General features: G+C 46.8%; 18 protein-coding genes. 7 read left to right on the forward strand and 11 right to left on the reverse strand.

The window, feature by feature from the left end:
* Positions 1-20 precede the first annotated feature (20 nt).
* Entirely contained in the window at positions 21-272 is a 252-nt protein-coding gene (locus DP923_RS06145; protein ID WP_112304980.1) for a CBU_0592 family membrane protein, read from the reverse strand.
* 97 nt (positions 273-369) lie between these two features.
* Here DP923_RS06145 and DP923_RS06150 point away from each other — a divergent pair, with 97 nt between their 5' ends.
* From DP923_RS06150 to DP923_RS06170, 5 genes are all read left to right on the forward strand, one after another.
* Positions 370-1,284 carry a LysR family transcriptional regulator gene (locus tag DP923_RS06150; RefSeq protein ID WP_112304981.1) on the forward strand — a complete coding sequence of 305 codons (915 nt, stop codon included), beginning with the start codon at positions 370-372 and terminating at the stop codon, positions 1,282-1,284.
* Between the two features lie 93 nt (positions 1,285-1,377).
* The gene (locus DP923_RS06155) at positions 1,378-1,764 is read left to right on the forward strand and encodes a hypothetical protein (RefSeq protein WP_112304982.1); all 387 of its coding nucleotides are present in this window, start codon (positions 1,378-1,380) and stop codon (positions 1,762-1,764) included.
* A gap of 210 nt (positions 1,765-1,974) precedes the next feature.
* The gene (locus tag DP923_RS06160; RefSeq protein WP_112304983.1) at positions 1,975-6,339 is read left to right on the forward strand and encodes a CusA/CzcA family heavy metal efflux RND transporter; all 4,365 of its coding nucleotides are present in this window, start codon (positions 1,975-1,977) and stop codon (positions 6,337-6,339) included.
* A 2-nt stretch (positions 6,340-6,341) separates the two neighbouring features.
* The gene (locus tag DP923_RS06165) at positions 6,342-7,487 is read left to right on the forward strand and encodes an efflux RND transporter periplasmic adaptor subunit (protein ID WP_112304984.1); all 1,146 of its coding nucleotides are present in this window, start codon (positions 6,342-6,344) and stop codon (positions 7,485-7,487) included.
* Positions 7,488-7,712: 225 nt separating this feature from the next.
* On the forward strand, positions 7,713-8,312 hold the full coding sequence (locus DP923_RS06170; protein ID WP_112304985.1) for a hypothetical protein: 600 nt from the start codon (positions 7,713-7,715) through the stop codon (positions 8,310-8,312).
* Positions 8,313-8,450: 138 nt separating this feature from the next.
* On the opposite strand, the gene DP923_RS06175 is transcribed toward DP923_RS06170, so the two are convergent.
* The 9 genes from DP923_RS06175 to DP923_RS06215 all read right to left on the reverse strand — a co-directional run bounded on the left by DP923_RS06175 (position 8,451) and on the right by DP923_RS06215 (position 18,904).
* Entirely contained in the window at positions 8,451-10,457 is a 2,007-nt protein-coding gene (locus tag DP923_RS06175) for an ATP-binding protein (RefSeq protein ID WP_112304986.1), read from the reverse strand.
* A gap of 454 nt (positions 10,458-10,911) precedes the next feature.
* Complete coding sequence (locus DP923_RS06180; protein ID WP_112304987.1) at positions 10,912-11,172, reverse strand: hypothetical protein; 261 nt, start codon at positions 11,170-11,172, stop codon at positions 10,912-10,914.
* 252 nt (positions 11,173-11,424) lie between these two features.
* Positions 11,425-13,404, reverse strand: a complete 1,980-nt coding sequence (locus tag DP923_RS06185; RefSeq protein WP_112304988.1) for a tetratricopeptide repeat-containing sensor histidine kinase — start codon at positions 13,402-13,404, stop codon at positions 11,425-11,427.
* Positions 13,405-13,918: 514 nt separating this feature from the next.
* Complete coding sequence (locus DP923_RS06190; RefSeq protein ID WP_112304989.1) at positions 13,919-14,554, reverse strand: TlpA disulfide reductase family protein; 636 nt, start codon at positions 14,552-14,554, stop codon at positions 13,919-13,921.
* Between the two features lie 123 nt (positions 14,555-14,677).
* Entirely contained in the window at positions 14,678-15,091 is a 414-nt protein-coding gene (locus tag DP923_RS06195) for a DUF6691 family protein (protein WP_112304990.1), read from the reverse strand.
* 47 nt (positions 15,092-15,138) lie between these two features.
* Entirely contained in the window at positions 15,139-15,696 is a 558-nt protein-coding gene (locus tag DP923_RS06200) for a YeeE/YedE family protein (protein WP_112304991.1), read from the reverse strand.
* Positions 15,697-15,842: 146 nt separating this feature from the next.
* Positions 15,843-16,694: a sulfite exporter TauE/SafE family protein gene (locus DP923_RS06205; protein ID WP_112304992.1), complete on the reverse strand. Its 852-nt coding sequence runs from the start codon at positions 16,692-16,694 to the stop codon at positions 15,843-15,845.
* Positions 16,695-16,807: 113 nt separating this feature from the next.
* Positions 16,808-17,455, reverse strand: a complete 648-nt coding sequence (locus tag DP923_RS06210; protein ID WP_112304993.1) for a Crp/Fnr family transcriptional regulator — start codon at positions 17,453-17,455, stop codon at positions 16,808-16,810.
* Positions 17,456-17,560: 105 nt separating this feature from the next.
* Complete coding sequence (locus DP923_RS06215; protein ID WP_112304994.1) at positions 17,561-18,904, reverse strand: MBL fold metallo-hydrolase; 1,344 nt, start codon at positions 18,902-18,904, stop codon at positions 17,561-17,563.
* Between the two features lie 380 nt (positions 18,905-19,284).
* On the opposite strand from DP923_RS06215, the gene DP923_RS06220 reads away from it, so the two are divergent.
* Positions 19,285-21,600 (forward strand): GH92 family glycosyl hydrolase, encoded by a 2,316-nt coding sequence (locus tag DP923_RS06220; RefSeq protein WP_112304995.1) that lies wholly within the window; start codon positions 19,285-19,287, stop codon positions 21,598-21,600.
* A gap of 92 nt (positions 21,601-21,692) precedes the next feature.
* Complete coding sequence (locus DP923_RS06225) at positions 21,693-22,607, forward strand: pirin family protein (protein WP_112304996.1); 915 nt, start codon at positions 21,693-21,695, stop codon at positions 22,605-22,607.
* Positions 22,608-22,888: 281 nt separating this feature from the next.
* Here DP923_RS06225 and DP923_RS06230 read toward each other — a convergent pair whose 3' ends face one another.
* Entirely contained in the window at positions 22,889-24,775 is a 1,887-nt protein-coding gene (locus tag DP923_RS06230; protein WP_112304997.1) for a gamma-glutamyltransferase family protein, read from the reverse strand.
* Positions 24,776-25,004 lie beyond the last annotated feature (229 nt).

A 25,004-nucleotide genomic window follows, 5' to 3' on the forward strand; every position in this document is an offset into this window, starting at 1 on the left:
CAACACTCCTTCGTTTTACTTTATAACAGGTTGGCTTTTACCAAAGCGAAAACCGCGATCAGCAAAAAGATAGAATTAAGTACCCAGCTGGCATAAGCCTTTTTCGAAACAGCGTACAGGATCAGGCAAAAACAGCCGATAATGTTGGCACCTAAATATTCTACAGACTGGCTGCTGATAACATTCAGGCTGTTCAGGCCAAAAGCCAGCAACGAAAAGAGCGCGCCTACCCAGCCAATTCCTTCTAAAATATATTTTCGTAGAAACACCATCTTACCTTTTTATGAATTAATTACAAAGTAAGTGTGCGTTTGTATGCCCTGAAATGCTAATATTGGCTTAACTAATGCGAAAAACAGATTAAACCGGATGGAGCTACAGCAGATACGATATTTTCTGGCCTTGTCGGAAGAACTGCATTTCTGGAACACAGCAGAACGTATGTTCATCACGCAGTCGGCGCTCAGCAGGCAAATAAAGGCGCTGGAAGAGGAGCTGGGTGTGCAGCTTTTCGAGCGAAGCAAGCGCAGCGTAAAACTGACCGAGGCCGGCACGTTCCTGAAAAAGCAATGGCTGCCTTTGCTCGATGAGATTAACCGCATCCACCTGCAGGCCCGGAAAATTCATGAAGGCACCTTTGGCACGGTTAAGATCGGCTACCCAGGCTCTACTGCCTACCGCTTTATGCCCGAACTGATAACCGACATTTCCCATACTTTCCCCGAATTAAAACTGGAGTTAGTGGAGCCGACCGATATCAGTTTCGAACAGCTGCTGCTGGATTACCAGATGGACCTTGCCTTCAGAAGAGATCCCGCTGAAAACCCTTCGCTGCAATCCAAGTGTTTGTACTCCGAGCCGTTTGCTTTGATCGTGCCCCTGAACCATCGCCTGAACGAACAAAACTTTACCGGCCTGCACGACCTGGAAAACGAACGGTTTATACTTTCCAATTTGCTGCAAACCACCTTTTATACTTCAAGTTTACGGCAGATGCTCGAAGAGCAAAACCTGAAACCCAACGTGTATATCGAAACTGATTTTGGCGGGATGATTTTGCGGCTGGTTTCAAAAGGGCTGGGCGTTTCCATACTTCCTTACTCGTACTCTTTCAGTGCGCTGGCCAATGTGCGCTATATTCCGTTGCCCTACAAAGTAAACCTGTATGTAACCTGGCGGCGCGACGATAAAAGTCCGGTGCTGCGCAACATTCTGCAGATGGTAGAAGATACGGTTACCAAGTATATGGCAGAGAATAACGCCGGGTTCGACCGCGTGGGGTAACGTATAAATTTATACTTTCAGGGTTGATTTATGCTTTAATCTTTGGCTTTATCAGCTGCGCTACTTAAGTTTGTTTATTAACAACAAACCATCTTGAAAGCCAGAGTTATCTTTTTTACAGTTTTTATTTTTATAGGCTCGCTGTTGCCTCACTCTGACCTGCATGAACTTTCCAAGATACCGGTGCTATTAGAGCACTTCCAGCAACACCGGCACGGCACCGGCAACACGTTAAGTTTTGTTGATTTTCTGAAGATGCATTATGCCCACGCCACAGATGCCCAATCTGCTGCCGAGCACGAAAGCCTTCCGTTTAAGCAAATGGGTAACTCCGCCTACGATTATTTTGTAAGTACGCCCACCGTACCGCATCCCGAGTATTTTGCCATTCCAATACCCTCTGAGCAAATCAGCTATCTCAACTTAGCGTCACCCAGCTTTTTTAAAGGCAGCATCTGGCAACCGCCCAAACACTCCTGATTTTATACTTTACTGCGTAGGGTTTTCGCGTTCCGGCCACTTTTGGCAAACGCCGCATGCTCCTGTTAGCAGTACTTTTTCAGTTTATACTTTGCGGAGCTAATTCGGGCTTCCTGTAAAGTATAAAACCGATTTGTATCATAGCGAAGGCTTCTGCTGAAATAACTTGTTGGCAGTTAAGCCTGTTGCGTCAGGTTTTAAACTAGTACCATGCTAAGTAAGATCATCTTATTTTCCATCAAAAATAAACTTATTATCGGGCTGATGACCTTTGCATTAATTTGCTGGGGAGCCTATAATCTAACCCGCTTGCCGATCGATGCCGTGCCGGATATCACCAATAACCAGGTACAGGTCATTACGGTTTCTCCGTCTCTGGGCGCGCAGGAAGTAGAGCGGCTTATTTCTTTTCCGGTTGAGCTTTCGGTAGCCAGCATCCCCGAAATTATCGAGATCAGGTCTTTTTCCCGTTTCGGACTGTCGTTGGTAACGGTGGTGTTTGAAGAAGACACCGACATTTACTGGGCACGCCAGCAGATAACCGAAAAGCTAAAAGAAGCCGAAAGCCAGATTCCAGCCGGTGCGGGCGTACCGTTTCTGGCGCCTGTCTCCACGGGCCTCGGCGAAATTTACCAGTATGAGCTGCACCCCGAAAAAGGCTACGAACACAAGTATGACGCCACTGAACTGCGCAGCATACAGGACTGGATTGTGCGGCGGCAGTTGCTGGGGACATCCGGCGTAGCCGAAGTCAGCAGCTTTGGCGGCAACCTGAAACAGTATGAAGTCGCCATCGACCCGGACAAGCTCCGAGGCATGGGCATTACCATTACAGAGGTGTTCGAAGCCCTGGAAAGTAACAATGCCAACGCCGGTGGCGCCTACATCGAGAAAGACCCGAACGCTTACTTTATTCGCACCGAGGGTCTGGTTAAAAGTATAGAAGACATTGGCCGCATTGTAGTAAAAGATGCCCGCGCGGGCGTACCTGTGCTGATACGCGATGTGGCCGATGTGCGCGAAGGTACCGCTATTCGCTATGGCGCGATGGTGAAAGATGATACCGGCGAGGTAGCTGGCGGCATTGTGATGATGCTGAAAGGGGAGAACTCCTCTAAAGTGATCAAAGATGTAAAAGACAAGATCGCTGAAATTCAGAAAACCCTGCCCGAAGGCGTGGTCATAGAACCCTTCCTGGACCGCACCAAACTTGTAAATCGCGCCATCAGCACCGTAGAAAAAAACCTGGCGGAAGGCGCTTTGATTGTGGTATTCGTGCTGGTGTTGCTGCTGGGGAATTTGCGTGCCGGTTTGCTGGTAGCATCCGTTATTCCGCTGGCCATGCTGTTTGCTATTTCGCTGATGAATGTGTTTGGCGTAAGCGGTAATCTGATGAGCTTAGGCGCCCTGGACTTTGGTCTGATCGTGGATGGGGCTGTTATTATTGTGGAGAGTGTGATTCACCGGATACAGATGAGCAAGCACCACCACGTCGGCGTAAAAATGCTGAGCCGCGACGAAATGGATGCCGAAGTACACGACTCAGCCAGTAAAATGATGGGCTTCGCTTCCTTTGGCCAGATCATCATACTTATTGTTTACCTGCCTATACTGGCGCTGGTAGGCATCGAAGGAAAAATGTTTAAACCGATGGCACAGACCGTTGCGTTTGCCATTCTGGGCGCTTTCCTGCTGTCGCTTACTTACGTGCCGATGATGGCGTCTCTGGTGCTGAGCCGCAAAACAACGCACAAAGAGAACATCTCGGACCGCATCATGAAAGCCATAAACCGCGCCTACCAACCGTTGCTCAACTTTGCATTGCGGGCTAAAGCGATGGTGCTCATACTTGCTGTCGGGCTGTTTGCCTTATCCCTTTTCCTGTTCACGCGCATGGGCGGCGAGTTTATTCCTTCCTTGGATGAAGGCGATTTTGCCATCGAAACACGCGTACTGACGGGTAGCTCCCTCAACGAAACCATTGAAGTTGTCAGCAAAGCGTCGGGTATACTAAAAAAGAATTTTCCGGAGGTAGAAAAGGTCGTTACCAAGATCGGCTCGGCGGAAGTGCCCACCGAACCTAACCCGGTAGAACTGGGCGATATGATTGTGGTACTGAAAGACAGAAGCGAATGGACCAGCGCAAGCAACAAAGAAGAACTGGCCGATAAAATGGCAACTAAACTGCAGCAACATTTGCCACAGGCATCATTCGGCGTACAGCAACCTATCCAGATGCGTTTTAACGAACTGATGACCGGCGCACGGCAGGATGTGGTGGTAAAAATTTACGGCGACGACCTGGACTCACTGGCTATTTATGCTGAGAAACTGGGCAAACTCGTGCAGCCCGTGGAAGGTGCCGAAGACCTGTACGTGGAGAAAATGACAGGCCTGCCACAGATATTGGTAACCTACAACCGCGAAATGCTGGCGCGCTACGGCCTCAGTATAAACGAAGTAAACAGAACCATTACGGCCGCTTTTGCCGGCGAAATTGCCGGGCAAGTATACGAAGGCGAAAAGCGTTTCGATCTGGTTGTGCGCATGGCCAAGCAAAACCGGCGCGATATAACCGATGTAGAAAATTTGTTTGTTAGCAATGCCGCCGGCTACCAGATTCCGCTGAACCAACTGGCCTCAGTGGAAATGAAAGACGGCCCGAACCAGATACAACGCGATGGCACGCGCCGCCGCATTTCGGTTGGTTTTAACGTGCGTAACCGCGATGTGCAAAGTATCGTGAACGAAATACAAACCAAAGTAGACAGCGACCTTGATCTGCCACCCGGCTACTCAGTTACCTACGGCGGCCAGTTTCAGAACCTGATCGAAGCCACAAACCGTTTATCTGTTGCTGTGCCGCTGGCCTTGCTGCTGATCTTTACGCTGCTGTTTTTCGCTTTCAAATCCATTAAACAGTCTATCATCGTTTTCACCGCTATTCCGCTTTCTGCCATAGGTGGAGTGTTTGCGCTGTTGCTGCGCGATATGCCTTTCAGTATTTCGGCGGGCGTTGGGTTTATTGCTTTGTTCGGAGTGGCGGTACTAAATGGTATCGTGATGATCGGGCATTTTAATCAACTCAAAGAAGGTGGTATGAAAAGCATCGAAGAGATTATCCGGAAAGGAACTGCTGCCCGGCTACGGCCTATTATCATGACGGCTACGGTGGCCTCGCTTGGTTTCCTGCCGATGGCACTTTCCAACTCGGCTGGCGCTGAAGTGCAAAAACCGCTGGCAACCGTTGTGATTGGTGGCCTTGTATCCGCAACGCTGCTTACGCTGGTGGTGCTGCCGATTATTTACTACTTCTCAGAAACAGGTTTTAAGATGAAAAAAGTGCCGAAAATAACAGCGACCCTTTTATTCTTCTTAGCTCCTTTTTTAACGCTGGCACAAGCACCGCAGCCCATGAGTTTGCAACAGGTACAGCAACTGGCCCGCGAGAATAACCAGCTTTTAAAGACAGGACAATTAAATGTCGAATTAAGCGAGAGTCTGCAAAAAACGGCAGTTGAAATTCCTAAAACCGATATCACCTATTCGCGGGGGCAGCTTAATACGCCGCTCACGGATAACCGGTTTGATGTGCGACAAAGTATACCTTTCCCGACTGTTTGGGGTGCGCAAAGCAAATTACTGACCGAGCAAAAAGTGTTGGATGAACGCCAGTTACAGTTGCAGCAACGCGACCTCGATTACCAGGTGCAGCAGGTCTATACCCAGTTAGCGTACCTGTTTGAGGTTACTTATTTGCTGCAGCAGCAGGATAGTATTTACAAGGTGCTGGTGCATGCAGCTGATGTAAAATTCAGAACAGGGGAGAGCGGCATCCTGGAGAAAACGACCGCCGAAACCGAACGCTTCGAACTGGCAGACCGTCTGCAGCAAAACGAGGCAGCTATTCTGGCAGAGCAGGCTAAATTAAGCGCGCTGGTGCAATCACCGCAACATCTACAGATCATCCCGGAACGGTTAAAACCACAAACTGCAACGCTACAGCAAACATCTGACGGCCTGAACCATCCGCAACTTGCCGTATACGAGCAGCAGGTAAACGTAGCCGAACGCGCCAAACAACTGGAAAAACATAAGTTAGCGCCAGATCTTTCAGTTGGGTATTTTAACCAATCCTTTGCCGGCACGATGGATGTGAACGGTCAGGAGCAGACTTTTTCCAGGTCAGACCGCTTTTCAGGTTTCGAAGCGGGGGTGTCGGTGCCACTCTTGTTTGGTGCCCAAAAGGCAAAGATTAAGGCCGCCGGCATAAGCAAGCAAATAGCAGAAACTACTTTAAAAGACCAGCAAACCCAACTGGAAAGCCAGCGCAACGCAGCCCTTGCTCATTATAACCGCCTGGTGCAAAGTATGGATTTCTATCAGCAGAAAGTATTACCTAATGCAAACCTGGGCCTGGTACAAGCCGATAAAGCTTACCGCAGCGGCGAAACCGGCTACTTAAATTACCTGCAGGCAGCCAGTCAGCAACTGCGCATCCGCCAGAATTACCTGCAACTGCTACTGGATTATCAACTGGCCATTTATCAACTTAATTACCTCCAAGGACAATAACCATGAATAACTATAAAATCATACTTTTAGCTGGTGCTACTTTTCTTTTCTCCTGCTCAGAACCAGCAATGCAAGAAGCCGATGAAACAACTGCCGCAGCACCTGCCAACCCGGAACTGGTAACGTTATCCGCGCAGCAATTGCAGAATACCGGAGTTGAACTGGGCGGCGCACAGGAACTGATGATGGGAACCACGCTGCGTTTATCCGGTGAGATTGATGTGCCACCGGCTGGGATGGTGCATATCTCGGTGCCTTATGGCGGTTTTGTGAAACATACAAATCTTTTGCCTGGCTCCAAAGTTAGAAAAGGGCAGGTATTGGCCGTACTCGAACATCCGGATTACATACAGTTGCAGCAGGATTACCTGGATACAAAAGCTAAATTAGGGTACGCCCAACTCGAATATAACCGCCAGAAAGAGCTGACAGACGAGAAAGTTAGCGCCCTTAAAAATTTCCAGCAGGTACAGTCCGAGATGCAGATGCTGCGTAACAGCCAGGCCGCGCTAAGGCAAAAACTGCTCATGATCAACATCAACCCGGATCGTTTAAGCAGCAGCAACATCAGCAGAAGTATACGTATCCTTTCTCCTATAAATGGTTTTGTGCAGAGCGTAAATGCCAGCATCGGTAAAATGGTAACAGCCAGCGATGTATTGTTTGAGCTGATGAACACGGAAGATTTGCACCTGGAACTGAACGCCTACGAGAGAGACGTAAACCTGCTGAGCCCCGGCCAGAAAGTAACTTACCGCCTGGCAAATGATACCAGGGACAGAGCAGCGGAAATAACCTTGGTAGGGAAAAGTGTGGAAGGCGCTAAAATAATACCGGTGCATGTACATTTAAACCAGAAAGATGCCAGCCTGATGCCGGGTATGTTTGTGAACGCGACGGTAGAAACCACCCAACGAAACGTAACGGCCTTGCCAGCTTCGGCACTTGTTCAGTTTGAAGGCAAAACTTACTTTTATGTGAAAACCGAAGACGGATCGTTCCGGCGCGTGTCGGTGGAAACCGGTATGAAAAACGAGGAACTGGTAGAAGTTAAATTGCCCGATGCTTACCGTAGTTCAAAAGGTATTGTGCTGAAAGGGGCACATAATTTACTGGCCATGCAGGCAAACTCCGAAGAGGAAGAATAAGGAAATTACAGAAATTAATGCCAGACCGCCTGATAGCTCAGGCGGTCTTTTTTTGTAATTGCAAATCCAATGGTTTTATAGTGCCTAACATTGGATAGCCGCTTACTAAAGTATACTTTCAGATCAACCTGTCAGGTAAATTTACAATTAATTTGGTTTGCCTGTAAATTTATTGTATAATGTAACTGGCAATAAAACAACAACTTATACTTTAAAGAAAGCACTATGAAAAAAAGTATGGTAACCTTTCTGTTCGGGTTAATTGCAACTGCAGCCTTCAGCCAGACATCCATTCCTACAGCTGAAGTACAGATCAAAACAGCTACCTTAGCCGCTCCGGCGGATAAACGCGCGGGTGCTACTGTGTATGGCTATAATCAGAAAGGGGAGCTTGTGCAGTTACGCAAAGGTACAAACGAGATGGTTTGTCTGGCTGACGACCCGGCAAAAGAAGGTTTTTCAGCTTCATGTTACCATAAAGACCTGGATCCGTTTATGGCGCGTGGACGTGAACTGAAAAAAACCGGTAAGGCAACAAAAGAGATATTTGATACCCGGGAAGCGGAGGTTAAAAGTGGCAAGCTGAAAATGCCCAAGCAGCCTGCCTCGCTTTTTGTTTTTACAGCTTCAGATGAAAACGTGAACCTGACCAGCGGCGAAATAAAAGATGGTTACCGGCGCTATGTGGTATACATTCCGTATGCAACTGCAGAGAGCACAGGTTTGCCCTTAGCGCCCGAAGGACCCGCAATGCCCTGGATCATGCACCCTGGTACGCACGGAGCGCACATTATGATCACTCCTCATCCCGACACAAAAAAGTAGCAGGTAGTTCAGGGCTTTTTAGAGTATAGATTTCGGATTTTATACTTTGGAACAAGTTCGCTTGAAACTATACTTGAGCTTACTGGCCAAAACAAGCAGCAGGCACAAGTATAGTTTTTTAAAAGCTGGTTACTTTACTTAAAGAGCCAACGTTTTAACCTTATCCTCTCCTGAAATTTCGTTAACAGCATTTTGTATTTTCGGAAGCAGAATCGTAAACGTGCTGCCTTTTCCGGGCTGGCTGTCTACCTTCATTTTACCATTCATACTTTGCAGCAGTTCGTAACTGAATACAAGTCCAAGGCCTGTTCCTTTTTCCTGTTGCGTTCCTAAGGTCGAAAAGCGTTTTTCTGTAAACAGATTACTGACATTTTCTGCCGCAATGCCTTCGCCTGCATCTATTACGTGGATGGCCACTGCAGTATCCAGTAGGTTTGCTTCGAGGCGTATCTCTCCATCAGGCTGCGTAAATTTTATCGCATTTGTTACCAGATTGCGCAGCACAAAACTGAGCCGTTCTTTATCGGCTGTCACGCTGAAATCTGGATTTATAATAAGCTGAATTTTAATGTTTTTTATACTTGCCTGGGCTTCCGTTTCGCTGATTACGGTAGCTGCCAGCTTAGCTATATTAAGTTCTTCCAGGGCCAGGGTAGAGGCTTCCAGTTGTGCCTTGGCCCAAATAAGTAAATTCTGAAGCATGTTGGCAGCCGTTACCATTTCTTTTTCAAGCAACCCGAAAATAACTTTGATCCGTTCTTCCGTCAGGGAGGGAGAGTTGGCCAGGCTCAGGATACCTTTCAACGAATTTAATGGCGCACGCAAATCATGCGAAATAATAGAGAAGATTTTATTTTTGAAGGTGCTATGTTTTTCCAGGGCTTCGTTTTGCTGTTGTAAAAGTAAGGCCTGGGTAGCCAGATCGTCTTTCTGTGTACTGATGAGGACATGTTGTTGCAGCAGTTTAGAGTTAACTTCTACCAGATCGGTATGCGTTTTTCTGATCTTTTTCCGGCTTATATAAAGAATCAGAAACGAGATTAACAACAGGATGATGATAACACCGCCTAAAACCAGAATAAGCTGCTGCTGCGCAATCATCAGCCCTTGTTTTTCTTTTTCGGCTTCGAGGCGTTGTAAGGCTTCTTCCCGGCCTTCTGCTTCGTACCTTGCCGTTATTTCTGCTGCCGCTTTCTGCTGGCTTTCAAGATCTAGTCTGGCCTCATGTTTGGCTATAATAACCATTAACTGATAGGCAGGCTCAAACTGACGCATCGAGGCATAAATCTGCTGTAAAAGCTGGGCGGCTGCCGAGATTTTCTTACTGGAGTTAGTGGCCAGTGAGGCGTCGTAGCTTTGCTTTGCTGTTGCCAGTGCTTTTAACGTATCGCCGGTTGCCAGGTAAATATTGGCGATACTTCCCAGTGTGGTTGGTAAGAGCATCTGGTTGCCTATTGATCTGTTAAGCTGAATGGACTGATATAAGTAGGGCAAACCCTGAGCCGGTTCAGCAAGGTTCAGGTGGATGTTGCCGATATTATGCAGGTTGATCGCCTGGCTTTGTACATCGCCTAAAGCAGCCTGCAGCATAACCGCTTTTTGAAAATAGCGAAGTGCTTTTCTGTAATTGCCTTCTATTTCGTAGAGGTTGCCTAAGTTGTTATAGGTTTTCCCCAGCCAGCTTTTATTTGTTGTTTTGGTAGCCAGTTCTAAGGCCGTGGTGTAATGTAATTGGGCGTTTGTGGTATCATCCAGCTTAAAATACATAATGCCCAGCATATTCTGGGCACCAAACATAATCGTCGTATCCTGTAGCTGCGTGCCAATTTTAAGCGCGCTGAAGGCACGGTTAAGCCCTCTGTCGTACTGGCCTAAGATCAGGTTGCCCCTGGATAAGAGTAAAAGGGCTTTTGCTTTACCCAAGTGATTTTTTGCTTTGGTTGCCATTGCCAAAGCCTGTGTAGCATGCTTAATGCCGCGCATGGCATCTTGCCCAAAATAGGCAGTAGCCAGTGCATTGTGCAGCCTGATCCGGGTTGTGTCAGAAGTGGCTAACCGGAGTTTCTGAATCAGTGAGTCCGTTTTGGCCGGCTGAGCTGTTGCAATACCGGTTATCAGTAACAGTGAAATAAGTAATAAACGCATACCTTTTATGTTTAAAATAAACCAGGCAAATCAGCTCATCTTGTTTGATTTCTATTCCATACAATTTTAACTGTAGGAACATTCAATTGCGTATGGTTATTTGATGAACAAGTTACAGAATAAAGCGTAACTGCACTTCTAACAGGTACCTATATACTGTTCGCATCAACTTTTATTAACTGGGAAAGCCAGAACAAGCGCACCTAAAGCGTGCTTTCAAGAGAGTTCGAACTCTTCTTGCAACACAAAATTATGATTCTGTAAAGTGATTTTATACTTTATAAGTACAGGAAGCAGAATATTACTTAACCGTTTTTAAAGTAGTTTCTACTAGATAAAGAAGTGAGGCATTACAGCAGTAAAAGAAGGAAAAGGGCGCTATAAGCCATCAGTAGCTCGCTTTACATTAGGTCGCTTTACATTAGGCCTGGAAGCAGACAACTTAAGAAGGGTATTATGGCAGTGCTTCGAGTGGGGGCTGCGTATCTGTTGCCAGGTATAGTTGTTTCAGTTTTGCAATGCCCGGCGCGTTTATCTCGTCTCCCTCACCCAAAAGTACATGCAGCTCAGCTAACAAAGCCGGATCGCTTACATACATGCGGTCTAGGTATACGCCATCCTTAAAAAACCGGCAATAGGTACGCTCTGTGTTGCGCGTAAGTATGATCAGGTCAGAAGAAAGCAGATTATTTAAAAAAATAGTTAATTCGGGCATGGGCGTAGTATTGGTAGGCTATGGCTAATAGAAACAGGAAAACAAAACTAACTTCGGGTGTGGGTGTAACATATGATGTTCGTCATGCTTTCTGAGTTTAATGTCCTTTTTAAGGAAATTGGAAGGAGAACAATTGTCAGTTTATTGTCTGATTTGTGATCAGGCTGCTACACTTGTGTAAAGCCACCTGCAACGAAGTTGAAAGTATACTTTAAATGCTGCGCTTCCAAACAACCCAGATCAGAGCTAACCTTATACAGTTTCCATTAATTCAGGCTGGTTAAGCTGTACAGAAAAGGGTGCAGCAGGTAGCGTTACAAAAAAAGTACTACCCACATTTTCCACGCTCGATACGTTTATACTTCCTCCCATACTTTCAGCCAGGTCTTTGCAAAACTTTAACCCCAGACCTGTTCCTTTCTCCCTGGCTGTGCCGAGTGTGGTAAAGCGAACAGTATCGCTAAACAGCTTGCCTATGTTGTGTGGGGCAATTCCGCGCCCGTTATCACGTACCGAAAGTATAACTTGGTTTTGAGATACCTTTGCATCAACCGCTATAATACCACCTTCAGACGTAAACTTGATCGCGTTCAGTACTAAATTGCGCACAATAAAATTAAGCCTTTCCTGGTCTGCCAGCGCCACTGCCATAGCGGGTACCTTGTTTTCTAAACTGATTTTCTTTTCGTGTGCCTGGCTACTTACAAAAGCCAGATTCGCTTCTGCAAGTGAGTGTAAACTGATGTTTTCCACTACTACGGCAGCGCCATCCAACTGGGTCTTGGACCAATCAAGCAGGTTACTGAGCATCCCGAGCACCACATCTACTTCCCGTTGCAGCATACCAAACATACGCTTGATTTCTTCCGGAGACATAGGGCGTACCTGTACTAAATTTAGCAAGCCCTTTAAAGAAGTAAGCGGACTTCTCATATCATGCGATACGATCGTGAACAGCTTGTCTTTCATCAGGTTGCTTTCTTCGAGGCTTTTGTTCTGCTTGGCAATGGTCCGGTTCAGGGTATCCAGCTCACGGGCACTTTTCTCGATTGCTTCGTTTTTGATGGCGAGCATGTTACCGTATGCACGTGCCTTTTTATAGTTTTTAAACCACATCAGCGCCAAAAATGCCAGTAAAACAAGGGCTAGCGCTACCACAGAAAGTATACTTCGGGTGAGGAGCTGTTTTTGTGCAGCTTCCTGGGTTTGCAATTCATTACGCATTTTTGCTTCCTGGATTTCCTTCAACAAAGTCGAAAAGTCCAGGGCATAACTGTTGCCTTGCTCAAATACCTGTTTTTGCTTTTGTATAAGCTTGTCCTGCCAGACTATAATCTGTTTATGATCCTGTAACTGCCTGTGTACAGCCAGCATGCTTTCCATGGCTTTTATTTCGATAGCAGAGGCTTTAACTGCCTGCGCATCGTTTAAAGCAGCTAATGCCCATTTGCCGGCTTCCTCATACTTTTTTTCCTGAAGGGCGATCAGCGCGAAATCACTTTTCGTTTGTGCCAGTCCGTACTTGTCTCCACGTTTTTCATCCAGGGCATAAGCTACCTGCAAATATTTTTTTGCCAATGGCAGGTTCTTTTTTTTCAGGTAAACCTGCCCCATGTTATAGTTCGCTTTTTTCAGGCCATAGCTATAACCCAGCAATTCACTTTCCAGTAAAGCACGCTCGAAATAGGCCTTTGCGATCTTCAGTTCGTTCTGTTGAAGTTTAACGAGCCCCAGGCTGTTAACAATGTTGATTATGTCCTCTTTATAGCCCAGCGTGCTGTAACTGTGCATTGCTTCCTGGTAAAGCCTTTCAGCTTCGGTTAAATTACCATTCTGCAGCAATGCATTTGCTATCTGTTGGTTTGCCCGTGCAATATTAAAGGTATCGTTGGCCGCCCGGCTTACTTCCAGCGCCTGGTAGTACAGCGACAAGGCTTTTTTAGTAAAATTATATTGCTGGTAAATGCCACCTTCATATAAATACCTGACCGCTATACCCTTTTGGTAACCTTGCTGCGTTGCTAACCGGTATGCTTCGTCTAAAAGAGCAAAAGCTGTATCCAGGTTGCTGTATTTAGCGGTAAATGCTGCCTCATTCAACGAATCGATGGTAGCATTGATCTTGATTTGTGAGGAGGAAAGAGGCTGTTTTCGAACTTGGTGGGGAGCAGAGTCCCAGACGTTAAGCAGCAAACTGTTAATAAAAAAAGAGAGAAGTAATACTATATGCATAAAAAAGGTGCGTCAAAAAATCAGGCCAATTTGCTAAAACTAATTAACGGTATTGTACCATAATCAGGATGGCGAAATTTTATACCGTAAATGTACTTATTTTTATAGAGTAAAATGATTTAATCTTCTTAAACGTAATGGTAAATCTGTTTACGCACTACAAACAGCTTGCCATCTTATTTGTTTACTCTTATATAGTAAAATTTAAAAGTTTATTAAATAAACTTGCAACGGATTTATAAATTGGATAAAATTAATATTTTAGTATTATAATAGTAGGAATTGGGAAGAGGCGGAGCGTTGATAATTCAATTTCAGAGGTAGTGTTTATAAGGCAGTACGTTAGTAATGATGATTTGAATAATAAAAAGGGCAGAGAGTTTCCGCTCTCTGCCCTTTTTATTATTCAAATCATTTCACCGGCTTAGTCTGGCCTTTGTTCGGAAATATAAGTGGCCATAATTTTAAGGGGCATCCGAAGCTGATCTTGCCTTAAAAACAACCTGGCTTAATTTTACTCTTTTACCATATTCTGCAGAAATTCTATCACCTCCGGAGTATTGTAATCGGCCATGCCTTCCTGTTTGGCTACTATCTTGCCGGCCGGCGAAATAATGAAAGTAGTAGGAATGGCTGTGGAGTAAAACTCCTGCGGAAACTGGCTGGCTGGCATGTATACCGGGAAAGTATACTTTTTCCTGTCGATAAATTTCTTCACTTTGGCCATACCGCCTTCATCAACCGAAAGCATTACGAAAGCAATTTTATCTGAGCCAACCTTATCGTATAATTGCTGGATGTTGGGCATTTCGGCAATGCAGGGTGGGCACCAGGTGGCCCAGATGTTCAGGAATACCACTTTGCCTTTCAGGCTTTCAAACGCAATCTGCCTGCCCTGCATATCTACCATCTTAAATCCAGCGCCAGCCATTTCTGAGTTGGCAACTGCTGCGGCATTTGCAACAGCCTTGGCATCCGGGTTCTGAAGCGCTTCCGGTACATCGGCATTTTTGATGCCGGTTGCCAAAAGCAAACGCTGTACCTGCCCGATGGCTTCGGTGTGCAGGCCGGTAAGGTATAAAATCCCGAAAATGCCCAGCATCACGGCCCAGCCCGGAATATCTTTCAGCGAAAATTTATTTTTTAACATATGGTTGATTTTTAATTTAAGTATATACTGCTGAACGCTTTATGTAACTCCGGAAACAAAGGTGCAAAAAGGTATAACTCTGCCTGGTTGATCTAAAGTATAAAACTGCCCTATGTTACATTATTAATGTGGCAGCCTGTCTTTGATAACGCCGTATGTAAACGTTCCGGCAAGCGCCCCAAGTATGGCCAGTAAAAAAGCCCAGTAGCCGTGCCCCACATTTACAAACAACGGGCCCGGGCAAGCCCCGGTCAGGGCCCAGCCTAATCCGAAAACGGATCCCCCGATCAGGTAGCGCGCAACTGACATTTCTTTTGGTGTGAACGTGATAGGGTTGCCTTCAAAATCGCGGAGTTTATACTTTTTAATAGCATAGACCATGAGCACGCCCAGCACAACAGCCGTACCAATAATGCCATACATATGAAACGATTGAAAACGGAACATCTCCTGTATCCGGAACCACGAAATTGCTTCGGATTTGCTCATCACAACTCCGAAAAGTATTCCGGCAAGTATAAATTTTAGTCCATTCACGGCCTTAATATTTTTTATGTTGAAGAAATTAGACAGACCTGTTTTCCTTAGAAAATAAGCGGAAGTATAACCCAGGTAGTGAACAGCCCGCCAATAAAGAAACCAATTACGGCAATAAGCGAAGGCAACTGCAGGTTAGAAAGGCCACTAATGGCATGACCCGATGTGCAGCCCCCTGCATAACGCGTCCCGAAGCCGATGGCAAAACCACCCAGCAACAGCATCAGAAAACCTTTCAGGGTAAAAACTGCCTCCAGGCTAAAGAGTTCTGCGGGTTGCAAACCTTGGGGCACTGCAATACCAAGTGCGCTTAAGTCTTCAATGGTTGCCTGCGATATCTGAACGGCCTCGCCGCTCGATAAATATTCGGATGCCACATACCCGCCGATAACCGAACCTGTCAGGAACAGCAGATTCCAGGTTTGGGCACGCCAGTCAAAATCAAAGAATTTTACTTTTTTACCGGCACCACAGGCAGCGCAAATAATGCGCAGGTTCGATGAAAAACCAAACGATTTACCAAAGAACAACAACACGAACATGACCAACGCAATAACAAAACCCGAGGTATACCAAGGCCAGGGCTGGCTCAAAAATTCTAACATAACACGTTTATTTTTAATTTATTAAGCTATTCAGGCAACACAGGTTAGCTTCTTGTTACCCGAACAACTTGGTATTTATACTTTCGATAGCACAAAGGTCGGTATACTTTTCTGGTTTGTATGTGATATAAGTCACGCTGGCAGACTTAGGTGAAGAATAGCTCTTTAATGATAATATATAGGCCCATTACCAGCACAAACCAGCCAAAGGAAGTCTTCAGTTTATCGGCGTGTATTTTAGTGGAAAGGAATGTGCCAACAAAAATACCGGCAATGGATATGGTAGAGAAAATGCCCAGCAGAAGCCAGTCGATCTCATAATTATAAATGTCACCAATAAAGCCGAACAGAGATTTTACGGCAATGATGAGCAGCGAAGTGCCCACCGCCATTTTCATATCGAGTTTACTGAAAAGTACGAGCGCCGGAATGATCAAAAAACCGCCGCCTGCACCCACCAGACCCGTAAGTGTACCTACCACAAGGCCTTCGGCTAGAATACCGCCGTAATTAAACTTAGGTTTCGGGTGACGTTCTGCAGGCTTGGTTTGTGTTATAGCGGGTTCGGTGTCCATGTTCTCGTCTGCCACATCGGCCGGCGCTTTTTTCTTTTTGATCATCGATACAGACGCAAATACCATCAGTCCGGCAAACAGCAGCATCAGCAGCACACCTTTTGTAACTGCCAGATCGCCAACAGAAAAGAGGTTCTCCGGGATGGCTGGCACCAGGAAGCGGCGCGTTAAGAAAACCGCCATTATGGAAGGCAAGCCAAAGACAACAGCTGTTTTTAAGCTGACAAGGCCTTTCTGATAGAACTTATAAGAGCCTACCAAACTGGTTAAGCCCACTATAAACAGCGAATATGCTGTGGAAATAACCGGACTCAGTCCCATTAAATAAACCAGTACAGGTACCGTAAGTATGGAGCCGCCGCCGCCGATCAGACCCAGAGATAAACCAATAAACAAGGCAGCGATGTAGCCAAGTATTTCCATTCGTTGTTAATTTTTCCGTTGTAATGATACAAAAGTATACCCTGTAATAAAGAGTGGCAGTGACTCGTATTACAGAAGAAGTTATTCCGTTATTAAGTAAGTAAAATCAGGAGCTATACTTTTTCCAGATCGTGCACCTGAATGTAATTGCGGTTTAACGTAATGGCCCCGGTTTGTTCCAGCTTTTTAAGTAACCTCGAAATAACCTCGCGGGAGCTGCTGAGCTCGGTTGCGATTTGCTGGTGCGAAAGCCTGATCTGCTTGCCGCTTACTTTTACATGGCGTTTCAAGTAAAAAAGCAGGCGCTCGTCCAGGCCCTTAAAAGCGATGCTATCCAGTGTCTGCAACAGTTCCTCGAAACGCTGGCGGTACGAAGCAATTACAAAGTTATGCCAGCTTTTATACCTGGCCAGCCACAACTCCGACAAGTGCGACGGTATCAAAATGATCTCAGCATCATCTACCGCTTTTACCCTGATCTGGCTCTGCGTATCTCTGGCAGAGCACATCATGGAAAGTGCACAGGCGTTGCCAGGCTCCAGGTAATACATCAGAAACTCCTTTCCTTCGTCGTCTTCGCGGTATACTTTCAGGAGGCCTTCGGAGAGCAACACTGTAGAAGTAATATACTGGCCGGTGCGCAGGGCTTCTTCGCCTTCTTTCAGGTGTTTGAAAGTACTATGTGCCAGAATCTCCTCACGTAAGGGTTGCTCCAGTTGCGCGAAGTGCTGCAGAAATGCGCTTTTATCCAGGTTTTCCATAAGCTTGCTCTATACGTAGTTCTTACGTAACCGGTCCTGATGTATTTATACTTCATCGCCAGTTTAGAAAGAGTAAAGCTACCAGGTATACTTTGAAATCAGCCTTTATTTATTTTTGAGTTCAGTGACAGCTTCGCTCATGTCCAGCACTTTTAAATTTGGCAAGGCCGCTTCTATTATGCTGCTGCCTGCTGCCGAACGGTAACCGCCTGCGCAATGCACTACTATCGGTTTGTCTGACGGAACTTCCTGCACGCGTTCGCGCAGTTCGGGTAAGGGAATGTGGATGGCCTTATCGAAGAATGTGCCGGACTTAACTTCGGAAGTATTGCGGATATCCAGGATGGTATAAGCGGCCTTGTTTTCTTCAAAGGCAGTTCTGTCGAAAGGGTTGCTTTTTTCGCCGTCTTGCTGGTCGTATACAAAAGCGCCTTTTAGCAGCAATTCATAGCCTATTTTCGAAGCTTTGGAGATCAGTTCGTTCAGTTGTGCATCGCTTTCGCCGATCAGGTAATAGTTTTCGTCGGGCCCGACGATACTGCCGAGCCAAGTTTCAAACTTAGCCCCATTCTGTATGTTGATCGCGCCTTTGTAATGGCCTTGTTTAAATGCCTTTTCCGGGCGCGTATCTATGATAACCGCACCAGTTTCAGGTTTGTAGTTTTTCTCGAGCCTGGTAATACCTGTTATACTTTTGTTGTAATTTGGAGCTCCCTGCTTGTTCAGAGAAACATCATAGGCAAAGTATTTCGGTATAAAGGGCTGGTCTTCTGTCAGTACTTTTACAAAGGCATCTTCGCTCATTTCCTGCAGGGCATAGTTGCCTTTTTTCTCGTCGCCGATGGTGCTGCTGTTCGCATCGCTCAGCCCTTTGCCACATAACGAGCCTGCTCCGTGTGCCGGATAAACCACCACATCGTCTGCCAGTTTCATTAGCTTCTCTCGGGTACTTTTGTACATTTGGCGGGCCAGTTCTTCGCGCTTGGCAGTTACGTTACCGGCATTTTCGCGCAAATCCGGGCGGCCCACATCGCCTATAAACAAAGTATCACCTGTAAAAACAGCTTTGTCTTTGCCCTCATGCTCCAACACCATGCTGATAGAATCCGGGGAGTGGCCCGGAGTGTGCAGCGATTTTAATTTGATTTTACCCAGTTGCAACACAGCACCCTCGTCTAATGCCTGGTGCGGATAATCGGCACCCACCAGGCTGTGTGCGTAAACAGTAGCGCCGGTTTTCTGGTGTATTTCCAGGTGAGAGCTTACAAAATCGGCGTGCGGATGGGTTTCTATTACGCCTACAATTTTAGCGTTATGTTCGGCTGCGTAATCGTAATAGGGTTGCGGATCACGGGCTGGGTCTATCAAAACTATTTCGCTGGCGCACTCACTTAAAATGGCATAAGCATAATGAGCTAAACCTTTGTCTTCGAACTGTTTAATTTTCATAGGTATTCTATTTATACTGTTGGTGAATAAATGTCTGCTACAAAATTAAAGTATACGAACCCTGCAATCAGTGATGTTTGTCACATAAGGTTTATACTTTCAGGATCGAACTTTTGCCTGTAGAATAAGCATGCTGAAAGTATAAAAGCAGCCAGGATAGGGAAGTTTGTACTTCGATACTGTTCATCATTTTAAAACCAATTAAGTGGCGCTTGCTGTTTTTTTTATGCGTAAGCACCAAGCTTATAACGTAAAGTTGTCAATAGAAATACCATTAATGGCAGGGGTGGGATTGTGTTAGCTATAATTTTATACTTTCTGAAAATAAGCCTTACTTTAGCTATCACGCTTGAATTTATACTTTGAAAACAGCTACACAAATGAGAAACCTTGTACTGCCGTTCCTTTTGCTTGCTTCCATACTTTCTTTTGCCCAGACCAGGCCTGTCGTAAACCTGGTAAAATATGTAAACCCCATGATCGGGACAGCTAAAATGGGCCATACGTACCCGGGTGCTACAGTGCCCTTCGGGATGGTGCAGCTCAGCCCCGACACCGACACCATTCCGTATGAAGTTAACGGAAAGTATAACAAAGATGTCTATAAATACTGCGCCGGTTATCAGCATGATGATAAAACGATTGTGGGCTTCAGCCATACACATTTCAGTGGCACCGGCCATTCCGACTTGGGAGATTTCCTGATTGCGCCTACTACCGGAAAACTGCAGCTTAACCCGGGCACTGAGGCCAAGCCGGAAAGTGGTTACCGATCAGCTTTCACTCATGCCAATGAGGTAGCCGAACCTGCTTATTATAAAGTAAAACTCGACGACCATAACATCCTGGCAGAGCTCACAGCCAGCAATCGCGTGGGCATGCACCAATATACGTTCCCGAAGTCGGATGAAGCTCACATTATCCTGGACCTGATGTCGGGCATTTACAACTACGATGGCAAAACCACCTGGACCTTTGTGCGTGTCGAGAATGATACGTTAATAACCGGTTATCGCCAGACAAATGGTTGGGCACGTACCCGCACAGTATACTTTGCGATGGCTTTCAGTAAGCCTTTCCACCAATATGGCAACAAAGATTATTCGGAGGCGCAGGTATACAAAGGCTTCTGGCGCAAGTTCGACCAGACCAAGAATTTCCCGGAGTTTGCTGGTAAAAAGCTGCGAGCCTATTTCGATTTTAAGACAGAGGAAGGAGAGAAGATCAAGATAAAATTTTCGCTCTCGCCGGTAAGTACCGAAGGCGCACTGGCTAATATGCGCGCCGAAATTCCACACTGGGATTTTGACCGCGTAAAGCGCGAAGGACAAGCCGCCTGGAACAAAGAGCTGAACAAAGTAGTGGTGGATGCCGGCAAAGATGACCTGGTAAACTTCTATACGGCCATGTACCATTCTTTTTTAGGACCAACTACTTACATGGATGTGGATGGCAAGTACAGAGGCCTGGATATGAACGTGCACCAGGCAAACGGCTTTACCAATTATTCCAGTTTTTCGCTTTGGGATACCTACCGCGCCCTGCACCCTTTGTTTACCATTGTGCAGCCGGCCCGCAACAACGATATGGTTAAATCCATGCTCGCGCATTACGACCAGAGTGTGCACAAAATGCTGCCTGTCTGGTCGCATCACGCCAACGAGAACTGGTGCATGATCGGCTACCACGCTGTGCCGGTAATTGCTGATATGGTGATGAAAGGAATGGCTGATTTTGATGCTAACCGCGCTCTGGATGCCAGCGTGCAAACAGCCCGCACGCGGTACTACGATGGCCTGGATTATTACATGGACCTGGGTTTTGTGCCAGAGGATAAGAACGGTTCTTCGGTTTCTAAAACGCTGGAATATGCCTACGACGACTGGTGCATTGCGCAGATGGCTAAAAAACTGAACCGACAGGATATTTATGAAGAGTTCAGCAAGCGCGCCCAGAACTTTAAAAACGTGTACGATGCCCAATCAGGCTTTATGCGCCCAAAACTAAGCGATGGCACCTGGAAAAAAGAATTCGACCCGCTGGATACCCACGGCCAGGGCTTTATTGAAGGCAACTCCTGGAACTACAGTTTATACGTACCCCACGCGCCCGCCCAGATGATTGCCATGATGGGAGGGAAGCTACAGTTTGCGCAGCACCTCGATTCGCTGTTTACCATGGAGCTGCCGGACAAGTATTTCGAGAATACAGAAGATATTTCGAGAGATGGTATTATAGGCAATTACGTGCACGGCAACGAGCCCAGCCACCACATAGCTTACCTGTATAACTGGACCGACCAACCCTGGAAAACGCAGCAACGCACCCGCATGGTGTTAAAAGCCATGTACAAACCAACCGTAGATGGTCTGGGTGGTAACGATGATTTCGGGCAGATGAGTGCCTGGTACATTTTCAGTGCGCTTGGTTTTTACCCGGTTGCGCCCGGTTCCGATCAGTATGCCATCACAAGCCCCGCTATCCGTTCGGCAAGTATAAACCTGGAAAACGGCAAGACCTTTACGATCGACGTTAAAAACCAGAAAGATAAAAATGTATACATCCAGAAACTGGAACTGAACGGCCGTCCGCTTACCCGCACTTACCTGACTCACAGCGAAATTATGAATGGCGGCAAGATCACATTTTACATGGCTGCCAAACCAAATACAAAGCTATTTGCCAAAGCGCCTTAGATGCGTATTCTGAAATCATAGTTTCAGATGAAAAGGACATCCCCGCAAGTATAAATTATCGTTTTAAAACAGAACCCTTAACCTGCTGCACTATGCTGGATATTGTTATTGAAGCCCGTAAAGCCGCTCTGGCCCCCGGAATGGATGTCAGGCGCATATTACCTTTCAGGCAACGCCGCATGGTAGGCCCTTTTATCTTTATGGACCATGCTGGCCCGGTAACTATGGAGCCTGCGCTTACACAAAATATGGATGTGCTGCCGCACCCGCATATCGGTTTATCAACGGTCAGTTATTTATTCGGCGGACAGGTAACGCACCGCGATAGCCTGGGTGTGGAGCAGATCATCCGGCCGGGCGAAGTAAACTGGATGACGGCGGGCAGCGGCATTGCACACTCCGAGCGGTTTGAAGACCCGGCGGCGCTGGCAGGAGGTAACCTGGAAATGATACAAACCTGGGTGGCTTTACCGGAAAAAGACGAAGAAGCAGCGCCTGCTTTCGAAAACTACAAGCCCGAACAATTACCTATTTACACTGATACCGGCATCTGGATGCGGCTGATCGCGGGCGATGCCTATGGGTTACGAAACGATGTTAAAACGCATTCGCCGCTCTTTTACCTGCACGTGGTATTAACTAAAGGCGCTAAGTTTACGCTGCCCCGGGAGCACCCGGAGCGGGGTATTTATGTAGCGAAAGGAAGTATAGAAGTAGCAGGGAGAACCTATACAGTTGGGCAAATGCTGGTCTTTAACAAAACTGCTGAACCCGTTATACTTGCCAAAGAAGATACTACCCTGATGCTGCTGGGTGGCGAACCGCTGGGCGAGCGGTTTATCTGGTGGAACTTTGTTTCTTCGAGAAAAGAGAGAATACAGCAGGCCAAAGCAGACTGGAAAGAAGGCCGCATTTTGTTACCGCCCACCGATAACGCCGAATTTGTACCCCTGCCCACCGACAAATCAAAACCTGCCGGTGGACCAGCCCCGCAAGCGCTATCGTAAGCAAGATTTTATACTTTCAGGAAGTTAAAAGAGGCAAACCTAGTTCAGGCTTGCCTCTTTTAACTTCCTGAAACCTCATAACCTTGTATACCGCCAGTTTTAGTGAAGCAGTAACTGGTGGTAAAGTATGGCAGCCAGTTTGTAACTGGCGGAAGTATTGATTTGTGGTTCCCGCCAGTTACAAACTAGCCTCATGCACAGCCACAAGTTACGCGCTCACTAAACTTGCGGCATAGTATAGCAACCCTCTGGGATAAGTAAATTGCAACTAAAGTATACTTCTACCAGCCAATGCCGTAATCTTCGCCGTGGTTACTGGAGCCGCCCCAGAAGCTGTTGTGTTTCCAATCAAAATAAATGGCGTTGATGGGGCCACTGGTGCGGTCATCGAAGCTCAACGTATAGCCCATCTTTTTCAGTTCTTCCCGCACTGTGTTCGGGGTGCTGTCGTGGAGGAGTACGTGGCCGGGCTTCGGTTTACGGTCCTCGGTTTTTGATCCACCCAACGAGAGCCACAGCTGGTTTGTGTTAATGTTAGCCGCTTCGGAAGCTTGTTGCACATTCATCCCAAATTCTACTACATTCAGGAAAAACTGCAGCAGGTTTTGTTCCTGCGTATCGCCGCCCTGTACCGCAAAAGATAAGTAGGGCTTTCCGTCTTTCAGGGCCATGGATGGTGTTAAGGTAACGCGTGGCCTTTTGCCGGGCGCTACCACATTAAACGGGTTAATGGTATCATCTAACACAAAACTCTGCATACGCTGGCTCATACCGATGCCGGTATTGCCTGCAATGGTAGCCGGCAACCAGCCCCCGCTCGGGGTAATCGACACAACCCAACCGTCTTTATCGGCTGCTTCGATGGTGGTGGTACCTCTCCAAAGCCTGTCCTGGTACTCTGATTCTGCCTGGGCTGATCCGTTCCGGATGTCGTGGGCAGGAGCGAAGTTGCGTTTAGTGGTATCCATTTCGAAGCCTCTCTTTTTAAGAAGTTTCAGGTAGGGGTTCTTTTTGCCTTCGAACGGGTAAGGGTCGCCGGGGCCGATGGTCGGGTCGTTTTTATCCATCCGGATAAGGCTGGCACGTTGCTTTGCATACGCTTTGCTCAGCAAGCCCTGCATCGGTTCCTGTGGCGCTACATACGAATCACCGTAATAAAAATCACGGTCGGCAAAGCTCAGGTTCATGGCCTGGTATATAGTATGAATATATTTAGTGCTGTTGTAGCCCATACTTTTCAGATCGAAATTTTCGAGAATATTAAGCGCCTGCAACAAAGCCGGGCCTTGTGTCCATTGCTGTAGTTTGTAAACGTCCACGCCTTTGTAAGTAACTTTCAGTGGTTCTTCTTCCAGTGGTTTCCAGTTTTTAAGGTCCTGCATGGTGATCAGGCCGCCTTGTTCTTTAGAGCCACGCACAAACTCCTCGGCTATGTCGCCGGTATAAAAGCGGTCGTAGGCAGCCATGATCGCTTCTTTGCGAGTTTTTCCTTTTCTAAGGGCTTCTTTTTCGGCTTCTACCAGTTTGGTAAGGGTTTGCAATAAATCTTTCTGCACAAATATTTCACCTGCTTCGGGGGCTTCGCGCTTTTCGCCGGGGTGCGTCAGAAACACTTTTTTACTGTAAGGCCACTGCTTGATCATGTCTTTGCCTCGTTCGATGCTGTTGGCTGTCTGAGCCTCTATCGGGTAGCCGGCTGCCATTTCCATGGCAGGAGCCAGCACCTGCTCTAAACTAAGCTTACCATAATTGGCCAGCATGTGCAGCAGTCCGCCTGCGGTACCCGGCGTGGTAGCTGCCAGGGGGCCATTCTCAGGCGGAAAATTATAGCCTTTGCTTTTAAAGAATTTGGGTGTGGCGCCCGTTGGGGCTACGCCCATGGCATTAATGGCAATTACTTTTTTAGTTTCGGGGTTGTAGATCAGTGCCTGGGTTTCACCTCCCCAGCTCAGCACATCCCACATGGTACAGGTAGCGGCCAGCATGGCACAGGCTGCATCCACGGCATTTCCGCCTTTCTGGAACGTCATGGCGCCCGCTGTGGCAGCGAGGGGTTTGCCTGTAATGGCCATCCAGTTTTTGCCGTGCAGTACCGGCTTTTGTGTTTGCTGGGCGGCAGCCGTTAAAGTAAAGGCAAGCAGTATAAGTAGTGAGGCGAGCTGTTTCATAAACGTTAGAAAGTTTGGAAGTTAGAAAGTTAGAAAATTTTAAGTAAGAAATTAAGAAAGTTTAAAAGCTGTTCAGCGATTTCGATTGTTTGCCATACGCCGGCCGTGTTCGGTGTTTTACAGACAACTATACTTTAAACTTACAAGTGCTTGCTGGTGAAAACACACAGCAAGGGCAGGAGTTGTTCTAAGGCGCTTTCCTAAGTATGAAAGATGCTTTTTTATTTCC

The organism is Pontibacter arcticus (assembly GCF_003284895.1).
Taxonomy (GTDB): domain Bacteria; phylum Bacteroidota; class Bacteroidia; order Cytophagales; family Hymenobacteraceae; genus Pontibacter; species Pontibacter arcticus.